The organism is Comamonas denitrificans, from assembly GCF_042654745.1.
GTDB classification, from domain to species: domain Bacteria; phylum Pseudomonadota; class Gammaproteobacteria; order Burkholderiales; family Burkholderiaceae_C; genus Comamonas; species Comamonas denitrificans.
The window spans coordinates 15,197-33,309 of record NZ_JBHSEY010000024.1 but is presented as its reverse complement, the minus strand read 5'-3'; the positions used below and the strand labels follow the sequence as shown (position 1 = coordinate 33,309).

Annotated in this window: 18 protein-coding genes and 1 pseudogene; 8 read left to right on the top strand and 11 right to left on the bottom strand. The window is 59.3% G+C overall.

The window, feature by feature from the left end; genetic code table 11:
* Positions 1-102: pseudogene (locus tag ACFO24_RS06235) on the top strand (IS5/IS1182 family transposase); the annotation flags it as partial.
* Between the two features lie 146 nt (positions 103-248).
* Here ACFO24_RS06235 and ACFO24_RS06230 read toward each other — a convergent pair.
* From ACFO24_RS06230 to ACFO24_RS06215, 4 genes are all read right to left on the bottom strand, one after another.
* Positions 249-1,694, bottom strand: coding sequence for an NAD-dependent succinate-semialdehyde dehydrogenase (locus tag ACFO24_RS06230; RefSeq protein ID WP_377737540.1), 1,446 nt, complete (start codon positions 1,692-1,694; stop codon positions 249-251).
* A gap of 79 nt (positions 1,695-1,773) precedes the next feature.
* A complete protein-coding gene (locus ACFO24_RS06225; RefSeq protein ID WP_377737539.1) occupies positions 1,774-3,018 on the bottom strand; it encodes a CaiB/BaiF CoA transferase family protein in 1,245 nt (414 codons plus the stop codon).
* 132 nt (positions 3,019-3,150) lie between these two features.
* Entirely contained in the window at positions 3,151-4,338 is a 1,188-nt protein-coding gene (locus ACFO24_RS06220; protein ID WP_377737538.1) for an acyl-CoA dehydrogenase, read from the bottom strand.
* A gap of 40 nt (positions 4,339-4,378) precedes the next feature.
* Positions 4,379-4,744 (bottom strand): hypothetical protein, encoded by a 366-nt coding sequence (locus tag ACFO24_RS06215; RefSeq protein ID WP_377737537.1) that lies wholly within the window; start codon positions 4,742-4,744, stop codon positions 4,379-4,381.
* Between the two features lie 35 nt (positions 4,745-4,779).
* On the opposite strand from ACFO24_RS06215, the gene ACFO24_RS06210 reads away from it, so the two are divergent.
* Positions 4,780-5,172 (top strand): aminotransferase class I/II-fold pyridoxal phosphate-dependent enzyme, encoded by a 393-nt coding sequence (locus tag ACFO24_RS06210; RefSeq protein ID WP_377737536.1) that lies wholly within the window; start codon positions 4,780-4,782, stop codon positions 5,170-5,172.
* Between the two features lie 32 nt (positions 5,173-5,204).
* On the opposite strand, the gene ACFO24_RS06205 is transcribed toward ACFO24_RS06210, so the two are convergent.
* Together ACFO24_RS06205 and ACFO24_RS06200 are read right to left on the bottom strand one after the other, a co-directional pair.
* Positions 5,205-5,471: a Txe/YoeB family addiction module toxin gene (locus ACFO24_RS06205; RefSeq protein ID WP_207574432.1), complete on the bottom strand. Its 267-nt coding sequence runs from the start codon at positions 5,469-5,471 to the stop codon at positions 5,205-5,207.
* The gene (locus tag ACFO24_RS06200) at positions 5,468-5,722 is read right to left on the bottom strand and encodes a type II toxin-antitoxin system Phd/YefM family antitoxin (RefSeq protein ID WP_207574431.1); all 255 of its coding nucleotides are present in this window, start codon (positions 5,720-5,722) and stop codon (positions 5,468-5,470) included. The genes ACFO24_RS06205 and ACFO24_RS06200 overlap by 4 nt, the downstream gene beginning before the upstream one ends.
* 204 nt (positions 5,723-5,926) lie before the next feature.
* On the opposite strand from ACFO24_RS06200, the gene ACFO24_RS06195 reads away from it, so the two are divergent.
* The 3 genes from ACFO24_RS06195 (at position 5,927) to rpoD (ending at position 11,630) form a co-directional block, all read left to right on the top strand.
* The gene (locus ACFO24_RS06195) at positions 5,927-6,784 is read left to right on the top strand and encodes a DNA ligase (protein WP_377737535.1); all 858 of its coding nucleotides are present in this window, start codon (positions 5,927-5,929) and stop codon (positions 6,782-6,784) included.
* Positions 6,785-6,880: 96 nt separating this feature from the next.
* Positions 6,881-8,824: a DNA primase gene (dnaG, locus tag ACFO24_RS06190; protein ID WP_377737534.1), complete on the top strand. Its 1,944-nt coding sequence runs from the start codon at positions 6,881-6,883 to the stop codon at positions 8,822-8,824.
* 340 nt (positions 8,825-9,164) lie between these two features.
* A complete protein-coding gene (gene rpoD, locus ACFO24_RS06185) occupies positions 9,165-11,630 on the top strand; it encodes an RNA polymerase sigma factor RpoD (protein ID WP_417286494.1) in 2,466 nt (821 codons plus the stop codon).
* Positions 11,631-11,748: 118 nt separating this feature from the next.
* Here rpoD and ACFO24_RS06180 read toward each other — a convergent pair whose 3' ends face one another.
* The 4 genes from ACFO24_RS06180 to ACFO24_RS06165 all read right to left on the bottom strand — a co-directional run bounded on the left by ACFO24_RS06180 (position 11,749) and on the right by ACFO24_RS06165 (position 13,771).
* Positions 11,749-11,958, bottom strand: a complete 210-nt coding sequence (locus ACFO24_RS06180; protein ID WP_207574427.1) for a YgaP family membrane protein — start codon at positions 11,956-11,958, stop codon at positions 11,749-11,751.
* Between the two features lie 71 nt (positions 11,959-12,029).
* Complete coding sequence (locus tag ACFO24_RS06175) at positions 12,030-12,503, bottom strand: DUF192 domain-containing protein (protein WP_377737533.1); 474 nt, start codon at positions 12,501-12,503, stop codon at positions 12,030-12,032.
* 3 nt (positions 12,504-12,506) lie between these two features.
* Complete coding sequence (locus ACFO24_RS06170; RefSeq protein ID WP_377737532.1) at positions 12,507-13,058, bottom strand: NUDIX hydrolase; 552 nt, start codon at positions 13,056-13,058, stop codon at positions 12,507-12,509.
* Between the two features lie 17 nt (positions 13,059-13,075).
* Positions 13,076-13,771 (bottom strand): fumarylacetoacetate hydrolase family protein, encoded by a 696-nt coding sequence (locus ACFO24_RS06165; protein ID WP_207574424.1) that lies wholly within the window; start codon positions 13,769-13,771, stop codon positions 13,076-13,078.
* Between the two features lie 71 nt (positions 13,772-13,842).
* Here ACFO24_RS06165 and pgeF point away from each other — a divergent pair, with 71 nt between their 5' ends.
* On the top strand, positions 13,843-14,688 hold the full coding sequence (pgeF, locus tag ACFO24_RS06160; protein WP_377737531.1) for a peptidoglycan editing factor PgeF: 846 nt from the start codon (positions 13,843-13,845) through the stop codon (positions 14,686-14,688).
* On the opposite strand, the gene ACFO24_RS06155 is transcribed toward pgeF, so the two are convergent.
* Positions 14,605-14,919 carry a hypothetical protein gene (locus tag ACFO24_RS06155; protein ID WP_207574422.1) on the bottom strand — a complete coding sequence of 105 codons (315 nt, stop codon included), beginning with the start codon at positions 14,917-14,919 and terminating at the stop codon, positions 14,605-14,607. The genes pgeF and ACFO24_RS06155 overlap by 84 nt on opposite strands.
* Before the next feature lie 148 nt (positions 14,920-15,067).
* Here ACFO24_RS06155 and ACFO24_RS06150 point away from each other — a divergent pair, with 148 nt between their 5' ends.
* The gene (locus tag ACFO24_RS06150; RefSeq protein ID WP_377737530.1) at positions 15,068-16,762 is read left to right on the top strand and encodes a PHA/PHB synthase family protein; all 1,695 of its coding nucleotides are present in this window, start codon (positions 15,068-15,070) and stop codon (positions 16,760-16,762) included.
* A 131-nt stretch (positions 16,763-16,893) separates the two neighbouring features.
* Positions 16,894-18,075, top strand: coding sequence for an acetyl-CoA C-acetyltransferase (locus tag ACFO24_RS06145; RefSeq protein ID WP_377737529.1), 1,182 nt, complete (start codon positions 16,894-16,896; stop codon positions 18,073-18,075).
* The last annotated feature ends 38 nt before the right edge of the window (positions 18,076-18,113 follow it).

The following is an 18,113-nucleotide window of genomic DNA, read 5'->3' as shown; positions in this document are numbered from 1 at the left end:
CGCTACCGAGGTTTGAAGAAGAACACGCTGCAGCTCAAGACGCTGTTTGCGCTGTCCAATCTGTGGATGATGCGCCACCAATTGCTGGGGGTGCAGGGATGAGTGCGCCCGCAAACAGCCGTGCAGCCGCAGCGGCTGCGCAAGTGGCCCCCACAAGGGGCACCAAACAAGGCGGAACCGCTGGAAAGACGGTCTCCATTGCGCCAGATGAAAAACTCAGTCTCGTAGCACGCGCGAAACCGAGTTGTTCAGGACATCCCTAAGTACTCATCCATGCCCTGGTGGGCACCTTCGCGGCCCAGGCCCGATTGCTTGACACCGCCAAACGGCACTTGCTCGCTGCCCAGCAGGCCGATATTGACGCCGACCATGCCGTATTCCAGCGCTTCGCTCACGCGGATGATGCGGCCAATGTCGCGGCTGTAGAAGTAGCTGGCCAGGCCGAACTCGGTGGCGTTGGCCGCGGCCACGACTTCCTGCTCGGTCTCGAAGCGAAACACCGGGGCCAGGGGGCCGAAGGTTTCCTCACGGGCCACGCGCATGTCCTGGGTGGCGTTGGCGATCACGGTGGGCGCAAAGAACTGGCCCTGCAGCCGCTGGCCGCCGGTGACGATGCGCCCGCCCTTGGCCACGGCATCGGCAATGTGCTCTTGCACCTTGTCCAGCGCGGCCGGTTCGATCAGCGGGCCTTGGGTTACGCCCGGCTCAAAGCCGTTGCCCACTTTCAGGCCCTGCACGCGCTCGGCCAGCTTGGCGACAAAGGCATCGTACACACCCGCTTGCACGTACAGGCGGTTGGCGCAGACGCAGGTCTGGCCGGCATTGCGGTACTTGCTGCTCATGGCCCCTTCGACGGCGCTGTCCAGATCGGCATCGTCAAAGACGATGAAGGGGGCGTTGCCGCCCAGCTCCAGCGCCAGTTTTTTGATGGTGGGGGCGCACTGCGCCATCAGGATGCGGCCCACTTCGGTCGAGCCGGTAAAGCTCAGGTGGCGCACCACCGGGCTATCGCACAGCACCTTGCCCACGGCGGCGGCATGCTCGGTGGGCACGACGTTGATCACGCCCTGCGGGATACCGGCGCGGTGGGCCAGCTCGGCCAGGGCAAGGGCGCACAGCGGGGTGAATTCGGCAGGTTTCACCACCACGGTGCAGCCCGCCGCAATCGCCGGGGCCACTTTGCGCGTGATCATGGCCACGGGGAAGTTCCAGGGCGTAATTGCTGCGCACACGCCGATGGGTTGGCGCAGCACCATGGCGCGGCGGTCGGGGGCGAAGCTGGGCACGGTTTCGCCGTAGGTGCGCTTGGCTTCTTCGGCGTACCACTCGACAAAGGTGGCCCCATAGACGACTTCGCCCGTGGCCTCGGCCAGCGGTTTGCCTTGTTCGGCGGTCATCAGACGGGCCAGATCGTCGCGGTGGGCCATGATCAGGTCGAACCATTTGCGCAGCAATTGGCTGCGCTGCTTGTGCGTGAGGCTGCGCCAAGCGGGCAGGGCGGTCTCGGCCGCATCAATGGCCTGCTGGGTGTGGGTGGGTGTGAGGTTGGCCACCTGGGCCAGCTCCAGCCCGGTGGCCGGGTCGGTGACGGCAAAGGTGTCGGGGCCTTGCACCCAGGTGCCGTTGATGTAGCCGGCGGTTTTCAGCAGGGTGGGGTCTTGGAGCAGGTGCAGGGGGGATTGGGGCGTGGTCATAGCGATTTTGGTAAGCGATGTTGGCGATGTTGGATAAAAAATGGCACGAAAAAAATCGTGGCAGCCATTGTGGCCGGACTCAGGAAGTGGCCGGTGCCAGTGGCGTGGATTCGGTGGGGTCTGCCAGTGGGGACTGTAGCCAGTCGTGCAGCACCTCCTGGGTGTGCTGGCCCAGCAAGGGCGGGGGGCGGCGGTATTGCACGGGCGTGGCGCTCAGGCGCACCGGGCTGGCGACGGTGGCCACCGTGCCCAGCGGATGCGCCAGATCGACCTGGATGCCCCGGGCTTGCACCTGCGGATCGGCAAACACTTCGTCCAGCCGGTTCACCGGGCCGCAGGGCACGTCGGCCTGCTCCAGGGCGCTGACCCATTCGGCCGTGGTGCGCATGACGGTGGTTTGGCGCAGCAGCGGAATCAAGACGCTGCGGTGCGCAACACGCTGCGGGTTGGTGGCAAAGCGCGCGTCCTGCGCCCATTGCGGGTGCCCAGCGACCTGGCAAAAGCGCGCGAACTGGCCATCGTTGCCAATGGCCAGAATCATGTCGCTGTCGGCCGTGGGAAAGCTTTGGTAGGGCACGATGCTGGGGTGGGCATTGCCCATGCGGCGCGGCACCACGCCGCCGACCAGGTAGTTAGAGGCTTGGTTGGCCAGCGCGGCCACCTGTACATCCAGCAAGGCGGTGTCGATGTGCTGGCCCAGACCAGAGTGGCGGCGCTCTTGCAGTGCGGCCAAGATGCCGATGGTGGCGTACAGGCCGGTGAGGATGTCGGTCAGCGCCACGCCCACTTTTTGCGGGCCAGCGCCGTCTTCACCGTCGGGCACGCCGGTGATGCTCATCAAGCCGCCCATGGCTTGAATCAAAAAGTCGTAGCCCGGCCGCGCCGCGTAGGGGCCGTTTTGGCCAAAGCCGGTAATCGAGCAGTAAATCAGGCGCGGGTTGAGGGCGTTCAGGCTGGCGTAATCCAGGCCGTATTGCGCCAGGCCGCCGGTTTTGAAGTTTTCCAGCACGATGTCGGCCTTTGCGGCCAGTTGCTGTAATTGCTGCTGGCCCTGGGGGCTGGCCATGTCGATGGCAATCGAGCGCTTGTTGCGGTTGGCGCACAGAAAGTAGGCCGATTCGCGCGTGGCTTGGCCGTCGGCACCCTGCAGATACGGCGGGCCCCAGGCGCGGGTGTCGTCGCCGCTGCCGGGGCGTTCGACCTTGACCACGTCGGCACCCAAGTCGCCCAGGATTTGGCTGGCCCAGGGGCCGGCCAGCACGCGGGAAAGGTCAAGCACACGCAAACCGGCCAGGGGCTGTGCGCGGGGAGGGGAGTCGGTCATGAGCAAGTGTTCCGTTTAAAAAAATAAAAGAGCTGCTTGCGCTTTGAAATCAACGGTTTCATAGTAAAAAATCTATAAAACAATTGAATCATCAGCGCTAACAGCTCTTGTATTTGAAGTTGTAAACCGTGCTTAGAACGCGGCAATACCGGTCTGGGCGCGGCCCAGGATCAGGGCGTGGATGTCGTGCGTGCCCTCGTAGGTGTTCACCACCTCCAGGTTCACCAGGTGGCGGGCCACGCCAAACTCGTCGCTGATGCCGTTACCGCCCAGCATGTCGCGGGCGGTGCGGGCAATGTCCAGGGCCTTGCCGCAGTTGTTGCGCTTGAACAGGCTGGTGATTTCCACGGCGGCGGTGCCCTCGTCCTTCATGCGGCCCAGGCGCAGCACGCCTTGCAGGCCCAGGGTGATTTCGGTTTGCATGTCGGCCAGCTTTTTCTGGATAAGCTGGTTGGCGGCCAGCGGCTTGCCAAACTGCTGGCGGTCCATGGTGTACTGGCGGGCGGTGTGCCAGCAGGCTTCGGCAGCGCCCATCGCGCCCCAGGCAATGCCGTAGCGGGCGCTGTTCAGGCAGGTGAAGGGGCCTTTCAAGCCACGCACTTCGGGGAAGGCGTTTTCTTCGGGCACAAACACCTCGTCCATAACGATCTCGCCGGTGATGCTGGCGCGCAGGCCCACCTTGCCGTGGATGGTGGGGGCAGAGAGGCCCTTCCAGCCCTTTTCCAGCACAAAGCCGCGAATGGCCCCGGCATCGTCCTTGGCCCAGACGACAAACACGTCGGCCACCGGGCTGTTGGTGATCCACATTTTGCTGCCGCTTAGTTGGTAGCCGCCAGCGACCTTTTTGGCCCGGGTGACCATGCTGCCGGGGTCGGAGCCGTGGTTGGGCTCGGTCAGGCCAAAGCAGCCGATCCATTCGCCGCTGGCCAGCTTGGGCAGGTATTTTTGTTTGGTTTCCTCGTTGCCAAATTCGTAGATGGGCACCATCACCAGCGAGGACTGCACGCTGGCCATGGAGCGGTAGCCGGAATCGACGCGCTCGATCTCGCGGGCAATCAGGCCGTAGCTGACGTAGTTCAGGCCGGGGCCGCCGTATTGCTCGGGGATGGTGGGGCCCAGCAGGCCCAGTTCGCCCATCTCGCGAAAGATGGCCAGGTCGGTGTGCTCATGGCGAAAGGCTTCGAGCACGCGGGGTGCGAGCTTTTCCTGGCAGTAAGCCGCAGCGGCCTCGCGCACCATGCGTTCTTCGTCGGTCAGTTGCTGGTCCAGCAGCAGCGGGTCGTGCCATTGAAAAGCGGTGCGGTGGGTTTTTTGGAGCATTTTTGAGACTTCCTTTGCGATACAAAAAAAACGGGGTGGATCAGGTGGGGTTGGCCTCGGGCTGCAAGCCTCCTTTGGAGGGGTGGGCCGGTGCGTGCTGGGCCTGGGGCCCACCGATATTGAACTTCTGGGCAATCAGCCCCATGGCGATGATCACCGCCGCCAGCAAGGAGGTATAGACCACCTCGGTGCGGTAAGTGCCCTCGAACACCATCACCACCAGCGCGGCAGGGATGGCGAAGATGACGGCATAGGTCAGCCAGGGGAAGAGCCACATTTTGAACGTGATCTCGGTCTTGGCGGCATCAAGCTTTTGGCGCATTTTGAGCTGCGAGATGGCGATGCACAGGTACACATACATGGCGACGGTGCCGGTGGCGGACATCAGCACGTCGTAGATGTCCATTTTCTAGCGACCTGGATCCGCGTCCCCACCCCTCCTTGGCCAGCCTGGACCAGCTCAAGCGCGTGGTCTATATCAGCAGCTTTTCCAAAACCATCTCACCCAACTTGCGCGTGGGCTATATGGCGGGCCACCCAGAGCTGATCGAGGACCTGGCCCAGCTCAAGATGATTGCCGGCCTGACCTCGGCCGAGCTGTCTGAGCGCATCGTTTACGGTGCCCTGATTGACGGGCGCTGGCGCAAACACGCCAAAACGCTGCGCGAGCGCCTCACCGCCGCGCATGAAAAAATCGCCGCCCGTTTTCTTGAACTGGGCTTTGAGTTGTTCACCGAACCCAAAGCCGGCATGTTTTTGTGGGTGCGCCACCCGCAGATCGACTTCTTGCAGCAAGAAATAGCGCGCGCGCAGAAGCTGGGCGCTGCGGCCTAACAAACTACTAACGGCATCTCGCCAGTTCAAGCTCAGTCGCCATAGTGGTATCTACACTGCAAGACGACCAGATCATCATCATCGGCACGGTACACAAGCCGGTGGGTCTGGTCGATACGCCTTGACCAGTAGCCTGATAAATTGCCCACCAGTGGCTCGGGCTTTCCAGTGCCAACGAATGGTTCTCGCGCTGCCTCGGTCAGTAGCAAATTGATGCGTTTGAGGGTCTTTTTGTCTTGGCCTTGCCAATAGAGGTAGTCCCCCCAGGCATCAGGGAGGAATTTAATTGTGCGGCTCACGCTTCAATGAGGGTTTGTTTTTTGGCGATACCTTTGCGGTCTTGCTGGGCAGCGGCCATCAAGCGACGTGCATTCGCGGGGCTTTGCATCAAGTGCAGTGTCTCTAGCATGCTGGTGTAGGTGGATTCGGAGAGCAGGACGGCGTTTTCCCCGTCGCGGCGGTGGATGAGGGTTGCATCGCGGTCAGCCACTACGCGGTCAATGACTCCTTTGAACTCATTGCGGGCCTTGGTGAAGCTGATAACTTGCATGATTTTCTCCTAAGATGCACACCTTAACGTACAGATTAATGTACATGTTTTAAGTTAATTTGTCGAACGCGCTTGGCGTAGGGCTGCATGCAAACATCGTCACCGCCTCGATCCTGGCCGTGTTGAGCGCGGCGGCCCGGTTTCCGCAGATCGCATAAAGTTGGCAGCACGGTGCCAACCTGCCACCCATGAAAGGCCCCCCTCATGCCCCCACTTTTCTGGCTACGCCGCCTGGGTGGTTTTCTCACGCTGTGCCTGCTGGCCGCTGCGGCCTGGGCCGATGCGCTCACCCTGGCCAACAGCTACCGGCCTGGGCTGGACGTGCAGGCGTACTGGGTGAGCGAGAAGTACGACGGCATCCGTGGCCATTGGGACGGGCAGCGGTTGATGAGCCGCCAGGGGCTGCCCATTGACGCGCCCGCCTGGTTCACCCAGGGCTGGCCCGCGCAGGCGCTCGATGGCGAGTTGTGGGCGGGCCGGGGGCAGTTTGCCGCCGTGCAGGCCACGGTAGCGCTGGGGGCCAAGGATGAGGGCGGCTGGCGGGCGCTGCGCTACATGGTGTTTGACTTGCCCCAGCACCCCGGCGGCTTTGCCCAGCGCCAGCAGGCCTTGCAGCGCGTGGTCAAGGCCATGGGCCAGCCCTGGGTGCAGGCTGCAGCGCAGTGGCAGGTTGATAGCCACGCTGCGCTGCAGCAGCAGTTAAACGATGTGAGCGCGGCGGGTGCCGAGGGCTTGATGCTGCGCCGCGCCGACAGCCCCTACCGCCCAGGGCGCAGTGATGATTTGATCAAGCTGAAATTGTTCGAAGATGCCGAGGCCGTGGTCGTGGCCCACCTGCCCGGCAAAGGCAAATACCAGGGCCTGACCGGCGCTTTGCTGGTGGAGATGCCCAGTGGCCAACGCTTCAAAATTGGCAGCGGCTTGCGCGATGCCGACCGCGCCCAGCCGCCGGCCATTGGCAGCACCATCACCTACCGCTTCAACGGCACCCACGCCAGCGGGCTGCCGCGCTTTGCCCGGTACTGGCGCGTGCGGGACGGTGGGAATAATCAAAAACCATAGTGTTTACCGCTTGTATTTATTGGTTTTTTAGTCAATTTATATAAAAAACCACGTATTCATTGCGGTAAATGCTCTTTATTTTTTAATTTTTAATTCATGCAACGTCCCAGCGGATGGGCGATTTGCAAGACAATCGCTGCCGTGTCGATTCCTGCCTCCTTCCTCCAAGACCTGCTCCAACGCGTCGATATCGTCGATGTCGTGGGGCGCTATGTACCGCTGAAAAAAAGCGGGGCCAACTTCATGGGGCTGTGCCCGTTTCATGGGGAAAAATCGCCCTCGTTCAGCGTCAGCCCGGTCAAACAGTTTTTCCATTGCTTTGGCTGCGGCAAAGGCGGCGATGCCATCGCCTTTTTGCGCGAGCACACGGGCATGGAGTTTATGGAGGCGGTGCAGTCCCTGGCCCAAGAGGTGGGCATGCAGGTGCCGCAGGAAGACATCTCCCCCCAGCAGCGTGCCCAGCGCCAGGCCATGAAGCAGCAGCAAGACAGCCTGGTCGATACCCTGGAGCGGGCCGCCCAGGCGTATTGCGAACAGCTCAAAAACGCCCCGCACGCCATCGAGTATTTAAAGCGCCGGGGTGTCTCGGGCGAGGTCAGCCGCCGCTTTGGCCTGGGGTACGCCCCGGCGGGCTGGAATTTTCTGGCCAGCATCTTCCCCGACTACACCAGCCGCTTGCTGGAAGAGGGCGGCCTGGTCATCCACAACGCGCACGAGGACGAGGGCAAGCGCTACGACCGTTTTCGCGACCGCATCATGTTCCCGATTCGCGATGTCAAAGGCCAGTGCATCGGCTTTGGCGGGCGCGTCTTTGGGGATGAAAAGCCCAAATACCTCAACTCCCCCGAAACCGCGCTGTTTCACAAAGGGCGCGAGCTGTATGGCCTGTACGAAGCCCGCACCGCCTTGCGCGACAGCGGCTACGCCCTGGTGTGCGAGGGCTATATGGACGTGGTGGCGCTGGCCCAACTGGGCTTTCCCAATGCCGTGGCCACCTTGGGCACAGCCTGCACCAGCGAGCACGTGCACAAGCTGTTTCGCTTTACCGAAGCGGTGGTGTTCAGCTTTGATGGCGATGCCGCCGGCCAGCGGGCCGCCCGCAAAGCGCTGGAGGCGGTGCTGCCCCTGCTGAGCGACAAGCGCAGCGCCAAATTTTTGTTTTTGCCGCCCGAGCACGACCCAGACAGCTTCATCCGCGCCCATGGGGCCGATGCGTTTACGCGCATGGTGCATGCGGCCATGCCGTTCAACCAATTTTTATTGCAAGTGGCCAGCGAGGGCTGCGACCTGGGCACCGCGCCGGGCAAGGCCAAACTGTCCAACCAAGCCCAGCCGCTGTGGAATTTATTGCCGCCCAGCACCTTGAAACGTTTGGTTTTGGACGAGCTGGCCCAGCACATCACCCTGCCCGCGCACGAGCTGGAGCGCAGTTGGCAGCCACCGAGCCCAGCCGCAGGCCACCTTGGGCCTGCAGCGCAAGGCGGTGCACCAGGCGCAGGTTTTCGCCGTACCGAGCGCCAGCCCTGGCAGCGCGGCCAAGCCAGACCGTTTGCGCCCTCTGAAAAATGGGGGCAAGGCCGCTACGCCCCAGCGCCGCCGCCGATGCGCCGCGTTGAAATCACCAACGGGCCAGACCAAGCCGTGCGCCTCTTACTGGGGCACATGGCCTTGCTGGAGCAGCTGGACAACGACGATTGGGATGCGCTGGTACACCTGCCCGTGCCGCATGGCCCCTTGTTTGCCTGGACGGAGGCGTTTTACCAAGCCCACGGTGCGCAAACCTGGGCCGTGGTGCAGCAGCAGCTGGACCAGTCAGAACATGGCGCTTGGGTGCAACGCCTAATGGCCGGCCCCTTGGGCCACCCAGAAGATGACCCCCAGGCCCAGCAAGCCGAGTTGCGCAGCATTTTGAAACCGCTGCTGACCCAGCGCATTCGCCAGCTTCTAACCCAATTGGCCCAAGCGTATGCCAACGACCCCGGCAACCAAGAGCTGCGTCAGCGCTACCAAAATCTGCAATTGCGCAGCAAGAATCTTTAAAACGGGCTTAATTTTTTGAAAACTCTTGACATTTTTTTAAAATTTGGTCTTGAGTTTCCCGTCATTGCCTATAATTGCCCCCTTACCGGCAAGAGCGACAGCAGCACCTCCGACCCGGGTCACGTGAAAGCGCATTCACGTTCGGCACCGCGCCTTGACCCACTTTCGCAAGGACTGCACACCAAATGATCGCCCACCATCTTGCCTGGGAAGGTTTGACTTCCCCACGCCCTGGCCCCAGGTGCGTGCTGTGCAGACTCAATGGAAAAAAACTGATCGCCCGCTAGGTGCAGCCCATGCACCTTTGGCGTGCTGGTGGATATTGCAAAAAGGAATGTAAGTGGCAACCAAAGCTGAACTCAAAGCCATGGCCGATGCGCTGTTGGCAGAAGCAACCCCCAAAAGCCCCCGTAAAAAAGCCGAACCCAAGGCCACGGCAGCAAAAAAAGTAGCGGCTGACGCTGACAAAAAAACAACTGCAGAGCAAATTGACGCTGAAAAGCCCGTAAAAAAAGCGGCTGCAGCTAAAAAAACAGTAGCGCCCAAAGAGCCTGAGGCCGTTGTTGCCGCAGAAAAACCGGCCGCCAAAAAAACCACCAGCAAAAAAGCGGTAGCCACCGAGGTCGTGGCCGACGCTGCAACAGAAGAAAAACCAGCCAAAAAAGCCGCTGCAGCCAAAAAAACCACCAAAACGACAAAAACCACAAAAACCACCAAAGCGGCCGCCGCCGATGCCGACAAGCCCAGCGCCAAGCGCGGAGCCAAAGGCAAAGGCAAAGGCAAACCGGCCCTGGATGACGATGCCGATTTGAGCGACATCGAATCCGACCTGGAGCTGGAGGCCGAACCCGAGGCCGCCGCCCCGGCCGAAGGTGTGGAAAAAGTCAAACCCCTGCGCATGAAAATCAGCAAGGCCAAGGAACGCGCCTTGATGAAGGAATTCGGCCTGGATGAGACGGTGCTCACCGAAGAAGAAATGAACACCCGCCGCCAGCGCCTGAAACAGCTGATCAAGCTGGGCAAGACGCGCGGCTACCTGACCCACGCTGAAATCAACGACCACCTGCCCGACAAGCTGGTTGATGCCGAAACGCTGGAAGTGGTGATCGCCATGCTCAGCGACATGGGCGTCGCGGTGTACGAGCAAACGCCCGATGCCGAGACCCTGCTGCTGAACAACACCGGCCAGTCCGCCACGACCGAAGAAGAAGCCGAAGAGGAGGCCGAGGCGGCCCTGTCCACCGTGGACAGTGAATTTGGCCGCACCACCGACCCCGTGCGCATGTACATGCGTGAAATGGGCACGGTGGAGCTGCTCACCCGCGAGGGCGAAATCGAAATCGCCAAGCGCATCGAGGGCGGCCTGATGGACATGATGGAGGCCATCTCCACCTCGCCCGCCACGATTGCCGAAGTGCTGAAAATGGCGGCAGACATCCGCGAAGGCAAGGTGATCATCTCCACCGTTGTCGATGGCTTTGTCAATGCCAATGAGAACGACGACTATGTGGCCGAAGAAGACTTCGACGAGTACGACGAAGACGACGATGACGACGGCAAAGGCGGCTCCAAGGCCATGACACGCCTGCTGGAAAAGCTCAAAACCGACGCGCTGGAGCGCTTTGACCGCATGGGCGTGCTGTTCGAGAAGCTGCGCAAGGCGTATGACAAAGACGGCTGGGGCTCGCCCACCTACGTCAAGGTGCAAAAGTCCATCACCGAAGAGCTGATGACCATTCGCTTTACGGCCAAAACCATCGAAAAGCTGTGCGATATGGCCCGCGCCCAGGTCGATGATGTGCGCAAGAAAGAGCGCGAGCTGCGCAAAATCATTGTCGATAAATGCGGCATGAGCCAAGAGCAGTTCATCAAAGACTTCCCAGCCAACCTGCTGAACCTGCAGTGGGTGGAAAAGCAGGCCGCCAGCAACAAGCCCTACAGCGCCATCCTGGGGCGCAACATCCCCGATGTGCAAGAGCTGCAGCAGTCGCTCATCGACCTGCAAAACCGCGTGGTGGTGCCGCTGGAAGAGCTCAAGCGCATTAACAAGCGCATGAACGATGGCGAACGCGCCAGCCGCTTTGCCAAGAAAGAGATGATCGAGGCCAACTTGCGCCTGGTGATCTCGATTGCCAAAAAGTACACCAACCGGGGCCTGCAGTTCCTCGATTTGATTCAAGAGGGCAACATTGGCCTGATGAAGGCGGTGGACAAGTTCGAATACCGCCGGGGTTACAAATTCTCGACCTACGCCACGTGGTGGATCCGCCAGGCCATTACCCGCTCGATTGCCGACCAGGCCCGCACCATTCGCATTCCGGTGCACATGATCGAGACCATCAACAAGATGAACCGCCTGTCACGCCAGCACTTGCAGGAATTTGGCTTTGAGCCCGATGCAGCCCTGCTGGCCGAGAAGATGGAGATGGCCGAGGACAAGATCCGCAAGATCATGAAAATCGCCAAAGAACCCATCTCGATGGAAACCCCGATTGGCGACGATGACGACAGCCACTTGGGCGACTTCATCGAGGACTCCAACAACGTCGCGCCCATGGAAGCGGCCATGCAGGCGGGCCTGCGCGATGTGGTGAAAGACATCTTGGATGGCCTCACCCCGCGCGAAGCCAAGGTGCTGCGCATGCGCTTTGGCATTGAAATGTCCACCGACCACACGCTGGAAGAAGTGGGCAAGCAGTTTGACGTGACGCGCGAGCGCATCCGCCAAATTGAGGCCAAGGCGCTGCGCAAGTTAAAGCACCCCAGCCGCAGCGACAAGCTGCGCAGCTTTATTGATTCGCTCTAAAACAGCTTTTCTCAAACAGCAACGCCCCGAAAGGGGCGTTTTTTTGTATGTGCTGCACCATCACGGCGGGGAGCACTGAAAAATTGCCTTGGCCCCGCTGCAGAGGTTGTTTAGGGGTTTAGCACCCTGGCTGAACGCCAATTTTGCGCAGAATGCTTTCGAGCAGGCACCATTTGGTCAGGGCGCTTTGCAGCAGGTTGGCACCAACGAAGGCCGTAAAGGCCAAAAACCATTGGCTGATAAACACGGGGCTGCCGGGAATGCCCAGAGCCAGAGACAACAAGATAAAAATACCGGCGATCAGGCGCACACATTGCCAAGAGGTCATAAAAAGCTTCCTTTCAGTTAAAAAAAATATTAAAAAAATGGCTTCTTTTGCCTATGGGTTCAGCAAAATAGCTATTCTTTTTTATTAAAAATACTGCCGCTGAGCTGGCTACCCGCTTTCAGCCCTTTGCTGGCAAACCAGCCTTGGTGCATCTCCAGCACAAAGCGCACCGGGGCGCTGGAGCAGTGCGAATTTTCATCCAGCGGCTGCATATCCACCAAATTGACTATGGCACCATCGTCGGCCAAGAAGGCGGCCGTTAAAGGCAGGGTGGTGTCTTTCATCCAAAAGCATTGCACCCCGGGATGCTCAAAGACAAAGAGCATGCCTTCAAAAGGCAGCATGGAATCGCGGCGCATCAGGCCAATTTGCCGCTCAATCGGGCGGCTGGCCACTTGGGCCACGATGCGGTGCATACCGGCGCGCAATTCAATGCGCGGCAAGTCCAATTGTGGAATTTGCTGCGCCAAACCAATGCTGGGGCTGGCCCAAGCGGCAATGCTGACAACCGCGCTCAGGATGTGCCGGACAAAATGCGCTGGCATGGCTTACTCCACATTCCACTGGTGCACCTCGGTGCCTTGCGGATTTTCTAGGTAGCGGCGCAGCGTCCAGCTCACCGTGCGAAACGATAATTCGTCCCAGGGAATATCTTCAGGCGCGAATAAACGCACTTCTTGGGATTCAAAGCCGGGGTTGAATACCAAGCTGCGCAATTGGGCTAAAAAATAAATATGCACTTGCGCCGCTTGGGGCACGCTGATGACCGAAAACAAGCGGCCCAAGGCAATATCGGCCCCCGCTTCTTCAACGGTTTCGCGGGCAGCACCTTGTTCCAGGGTTTCATCCAACTCCATAAAACCGGCAGGCAACGTCCAGGTGCCAAAGCGCGGCTCAATATTGCGTTTGCACAGCAAGATGCGCCCATCGTCGGCAACGGGCAGGGTTCCCACCACGTTCAGGGGGTTTTGGTACTGAATGTGCTGGCACTGCGGGCAAATAGCCCGCATGCGGGTATCGCCATCGGCAGGCACACGCATGGCGATGGCGTGGCCACATTGGTTGCAGAAACGAATCGGGCGGGGGTAATAAGAGGCCATGGTGCTGTCCTTTGGCCCTAAAGAACGTTCACTTGCAGCGGTGCCAGCCCGGTCACTTGCGCCTGCAAGCGATCGCCGCGCTGCACGGCCGCAACCCCGGCAGGGGTGCCGGTCATGATGAGGTCACCTGCTTGCAACTCCCAGGCGCAAGAGAGCTCGGCAATGATTTCGGCAATATTCCAAATCATGGCGCTGGTCTTGCCGCTTTGGCGCAGTTGGCCATTGACCTGCAAATCAATGGCCGCATGCTGCACATCGCCTGCCTGGGCAGCGGGGGTCAGTGCCCCCATGGGCGCGCTGGCATCAAAGCCTTTGGCGATGCACCAAGGGCGGCCCAGCTTTTTTAACTGGGCTTGCAAGTCGCGCCGCGTCATGTCTAGGCCTACGGCGTAGCCCCAAACATGCTGCAATGCATCGGCGACAGCAATATTTTTGCCACCGCTGCCCAGGGCGACCACCAGCTCTACCTCGTGGTGCAGATCTTGCGTCAGGCTGGGGTAGGGCAGAGGCACGCTCTGCCCTGCAGGGGCGCTAATGACGGCATCGGCTGGCTTGGTGAAGAAAAAAGGCGGCTCCCGTCCGGTGTCCCCCATTTCCTGGGCATGGTCAGCGTAATTGCGACCTACGCAATAAACGCGATGAATGGGAAAGCGCTGGTCGCTGGCCACCACGGGCAAGCTGGCGGACGGCTGGGGAGGAAAAACAAAATTCATGGCAACACGGACACTAAAACAATCCGCCAAGTGTGCCACGCCCACACTTCTTGGCTTGGTATGCTGGACAAATGAAAAACGCAAATCCTTTGCCCTCCGATTGGCTGTTGCCGGATTGGCCCGCCATCCCTGGCGTTTTTGCCGTGTTTACCAGTCGCAACGGTGGGGTCAGCCAAGCCCCTTGGGATAGCTTGAATCTGGGCGACCATGTGGGAGATGCGCCGCAGGCGGTGATGAGCAATCGCCAGTTGTTTGCCGCCCAATTGGAGCAACTGGCCGCTTGCCCAGTCACGCCGCACTTTCTGCAGCAGGTGCATGGGGTGCAGGTGTGCCAGCTGCCTTTGGCGGCTGCAGCTGCGCGCGCGTTTGATGCCTGCGTCAGCAATGCCATTGGGCAAGCCTGCACCATCATGGTGGCCGATTGCTTGCCGATTTTGATTGCCCACCGTGAGCTAAAAATTATTGGCGCTGCCCACGCCGGCTGGCGTGGCCTGGCCGGGCAGCAGGGCGTGGGGGTGGTGGAGCGGCTGTGGCAAGCCTATTGCCGCTTGGTGGAACAGCAGCAGGCAACCCCTCACGCCGCCATCGCTGCGGCCACCCAGGTGTGGCTGGGGCCGTGCATTGGCCCGCAGGCGTTTGAGGTGGGGGAAGAGGTTGTTCGCGCCTTTACGCAAGCCAAGGCGCAGGCTGAAGCGTGCTTTCTTCCAGGGGCTGCGCCCGGCAAGTGGCAGGCAGATTTGGCCGCCTTGGCCCGCCAGCGTTGGCAGGCCTTGGGGATTGACGCGATTTATGGCAATGACTCCAGCACCGGGTGGTGTACGGTTGCCAATCCTTCACGCTTTTTCTCGCACCGCCGTGACAGTGGTATTTTCGGGAGCACGGGCCGCATGGCTGCTGCCATTGTTCGCACTGTTTGAGGTGTTTTTTGCTTGTTCAGCCTCCCACTCTTGCTGCTCTTTTTGACGTTGGGCATGCAGGCGGCGCTTGCGCTGGGGAGTGCCAAAGATATAGATCAAGATGGCGCAGGGCAACAGGCCGTATAAAAGAAAAGTAATGACGGCACCTAATAGGCTGCCATTAGGCACAGTGGCCTCGGCGACGGCCATCATCACAGTGACGTAAAGCCATGCAATAACAATCAAATACATAGAAAACACTCGCAAAAACAAAGGGTAAATACGCAATTCATTTTTAAAGATTTAAATCCCACCTAAGTTAGTATGGTTTATATTGTCATCGTAAAGTATTTTGGCAACAATCTAAAAAGCATGCTTTTAAAAAAAGGAGTGGTGGCGTATGGCTTCTGAACCAATTTGGACGGAGGGTGTTCAACAATTTTTTACTGAACATTGGTCCAAGGCCCTGCAAACGTTTGGCCAATTAGGCACCGTTGCGCCTGCGGCGGACGCGGCCCAGGTGCAGTTTGATGTGGAAAAGCTCCAGGCGCTACAGCAAAGTTATATTGCACAGGCCAGCCAGCTGTGGAGTGGAGGGCTTTCGCAAGCCCCGCAAGTGCCTAAAGACCGGCGTTTTGCCAGTGAAAACTGGGCGCAAAACCCTTTGGCGGCGTTTACGGCGGCAGCGTATTCGCTCAATTCTCACGCACTCATGGGCATGGCCGAAGCCGTGCAAGCGGATGAAAAAACCCGCCAGCGCATTCGCTTTGCAGTCGAGCAATGGGTAGCGGCCATGGCCCCCAGCAATTTTTTGGCGCTCAACCCTGATGCCCAGAAAAAAGCCCTCGAAACCAAAGGCGAAAGTCTGAGCAAAGGCCTGCAAAATATGCTGCAGGATATGGGCAAGGGCTATGTCTCGATGACGGATGAAAGTGTTTTTGAAGTCGGCAAAAACGTAGCTACCACTGAAGGTGCCGTGGTTTACGAGAACGACATATTCCAATTATTGGAATACAAGCCACTGACAGAAAAAGTCCACGAACGCCCGTTCTTATTAGTACCGCCTTGCATTAACAAGTTTTATATATTGGATTTGCAGCCGGACAATTCTTTGATTCGGTATGCCGTCAGCCAAGGCCACCGCACTTTTGTCATCAGCTGGCGCAATCCCGATGCCTCTTGCGCCCACCTTACGTGGGACGATTACATTGAGCGCGCTGTGATTGAGGCCATTGGGGTGGTGCAAGAGATTGCAGGGGCCGCGCAAATCAATGCCTTGGGGTTTTGTGTGGGCGGCACCATGCTGGCCACCGCGTTGGCCGTGCTGGCTGCACGGGGCCAAAAACCGGTGGCCAGTGCCACCTTGCTCACGACCTTGTTGGATTTTTCCGATACCGGAATCTTGGATGTCTTTATTGACGAAGCCTTCGTGAAAAGCCGCGAAGCCCAAATGGGGCAGGGTGGGCTGCTCAAGGGGCAAGAGCTGGCTGCCACTTTTAGCTTTTTGCGACCCAATGATTTGGTGTGGAACTACGTGGTTGGCAACTATTTGAAGGGGGAAACTCCACCAGCATTTGATCTGCTGTATTGGAATAGTGATGCCACCAACCTGCCCGGGCCATGGTATGCATGGTATTTGCGCAATACCTATTTAGAAAATAACTTGATCCAACCCGGGAAACTGACCGTTTGCGGAGAAAAGATTGACTTTGGTCACTTGGATTTGCCGGTATACATCTATGGCTCGCGCGAGGATCACATCGTGCCCATCAATGCCTCGTACGCTGCAACCAAAGTGCTACCGGGTGACAAGCGCTTTGTCATGGGTGCTTCGGGGCACATTGCGGGAGTGATCAACCCCCCGGCCAAAAACAAGCGCAGCCACTGGATTCGCAGCGATAACGCCTTGCCACAGACGCTGGAAGACTGGATTGCCGGTGCAGACGAATTTGCTGGCAGCTGGTGGACCGATTGGGCCCAATGGCTCAAGGGCCATGCTGGCAAACAAATTGCCGCACCCAAACGCTACGGCAAGGGCACGAAATTTAAAGAAATTGAGGCCGCTCCCGGCCGCTATGTACTGCAAAAGGCTTAAAGACGTGGTTGTGATTCCTGTGCGGGGGCGCAGCGGCCTGGCATCCTGATTCGCTGGTTGCTCCCCTCGCGCAAAGATCGCAAATACGCTCTAAATCCCGTTTGCATTTGCTTCACCTCTAAGGAAAAGTTATGGAAGACATCGTTATCGTTTCTGCTGTACGCACCGCCGTTGGCAAGTTTGGTGGTAGCTTGGCCAAGGTGCCAGCTACGGATTTGGGTGCTTTGGTGATTAAAGAAGCCTTGGCCCGCGCCAATGTCGGCTTGGATCAGGTGGGCGAAGTCATCATGGGCCAAGTGCTGGCAGCGGGCGTGGGCCAAAACCCGGCCCGCCAAGCGATGATGAAAGCCGGTGTGGCCAAAGAAACCCCGGCCTTGACGATCAACGCCGTGTGCGGCTCGGGCCTCAAATCAGTCATGCTGGCCGCCCAAGCCGTCGCCACTGGTGACAGCGAAATTGTGGTGGCCGGTGGGCAGGAAAACATGAGCCTGTCGCCCCACGTGCTGCAAGGCTCGCGCGATGGCCAGCGCATGGGTGATTGGAAGATGCAAGACACCATGATCGTCGATGGCCTGTGGGATGTGTACAACCAGTACCACATGGGTATCACCGCAGAAAACGTTGCCAAAGAGAACGAGATCACCCGCGCCCAGCAAGATGCTTTGGCCATTGCCAGCCAGCAAAAGGCCGCTGCAGCCCAAGATGCGGGCAAATTCAAGGATGAAATCGTCCCCGTGGTGATTCCCCAGCGCAAAGGGGACCCGGTGGTGTTTGATACAGACGAATACGTCAATCGCAAAACCAATCTAGAGGCCTTGTCTGGCCTGCGCCCAGCGTTTGACAAGGCTGGCACGGTGACCGCCGGCAATGCTTCGGGCATCAACGATGGTGCTGCTGCCGTGGTGGTCATGAAGGCCAGCAAAGCCGCTGCCCTGGGCCTGAAGCCCTTGGCCACCATCAAAGCCTATGCCACCAGTGGTCTGGATCCGGCCACGATGGGCATGGGCCCGGTGTTTGCTACCCGCAAAGTGCTTGACCGTGCCGGTTGGGCCGTTAGCGATGTTGATTTATTTGAATTGAACGAAGCCTTTGCCGCCCAAGCCTGCGCTGTGAACAAGGTGCTGGACATTGATGCCAGCAAAGTAAACGTCAATGGCGGGGCGATTGCCATTGGCCACCCCATCGGCGCGTCGGGCTGCCGTGTGCTGGTCACTTTGCTGCATGAAATGCAACGCCGTGATGCCAAAAAAGGCATTGCCTCGCTGTGCATCGGCGGTGGCATGGGCGTGGCTTTGGCGGTTGAGCGCAAATAATCAAACCCGCCAAACACAATCAATTGACCCCCAGGACT

Coding starts and splice junctions, on each gene's coding strand:
- ACFO24_RS06225 (WP_377737539.1), bottom strand. CDS start 3,018: ATGACCGACTCCCCTCCCCGCGCACAGCCCCTGGCCGGTTTGCGTGTG.
- ACFO24_RS06180 (WP_207574427.1), bottom strand. CDS start 11,958: ATGACCTCTTGGCAATGTGTGCGCCTGATCGCCGGTATTTTTATCTTG.
- ACFO24_RS06155 (WP_207574422.1), bottom strand. CDS start 14,919: ATGTATTTGATTGTTATTGCATGGCTTTACGTCACTGTGATGATGGCC.
- dnaG (WP_377737534.1), top strand. CDS start 6,881: ATGCAACGTCCCAGCGGATGGGCGATTTGCAAGACAATCGCTGCCGTG.
- ACFO24_RS06220 (WP_377737538.1), bottom strand. CDS start 4,338: ATGCTCCAAAAAACCCACCGCACCGCTTTTCAATGGCACGACCCGCTG.
- pgeF (WP_377737531.1), top strand. CDS start 13,843: ATGAAAAACGCAAATCCTTTGCCCTCCGATTGGCTGTTGCCGGATTGG.
- ACFO24_RS06175 (WP_377737533.1), bottom strand. CDS start 12,503: ATGCCAGCGCATTTTGTCCGGCACATCCTGAGCGCGGTTGTCAGCATT.
- ACFO24_RS06200 (WP_207574431.1), bottom strand. CDS start 5,722: ATGCAAGTTATCAGCTTCACCAAGGCCCGCAATGAGTTCAAAGGAGTC.
- ACFO24_RS06165 (WP_207574424.1), bottom strand. CDS start 13,771: ATGAATTTTGTTTTTCCTCCCCAGCCGTCCGCCAGCTTGCCCGTGGTG.
- ACFO24_RS06170 (WP_377737532.1), bottom strand. CDS start 13,058: ATGGCCTCTTATTACCCCCGCCCGATTCGTTTCTGCAACCAATGTGGC.
- ACFO24_RS06195 (WP_377737535.1), top strand. CDS start 5,927: ATGCCCCCACTTTTCTGGCTACGCCGCCTGGGTGGTTTTCTCACGCTG.
- ACFO24_RS06150 (WP_377737530.1), top strand. CDS start 15,068: ATGGCTTCTGAACCAATTTGGACGGAGGGTGTTCAACAATTTTTTACT.
- ACFO24_RS06145 (WP_377737529.1), top strand. CDS start 16,894: ATGGAAGACATCGTTATCGTTTCTGCTGTACGCACCGCCGTTGGCAAG.
- ACFO24_RS06215 (WP_377737537.1), bottom strand. CDS start 4,744: ATGGACATCTACGACGTGCTGATGTCCGCCACCGGCACCGTCGCCATG.
- ACFO24_RS06230 (WP_377737540.1), bottom strand. CDS start 1,694: ATGACCACGCCCCAATCCCCCCTGCACCTGCTCCAAGACCCCACCCTG.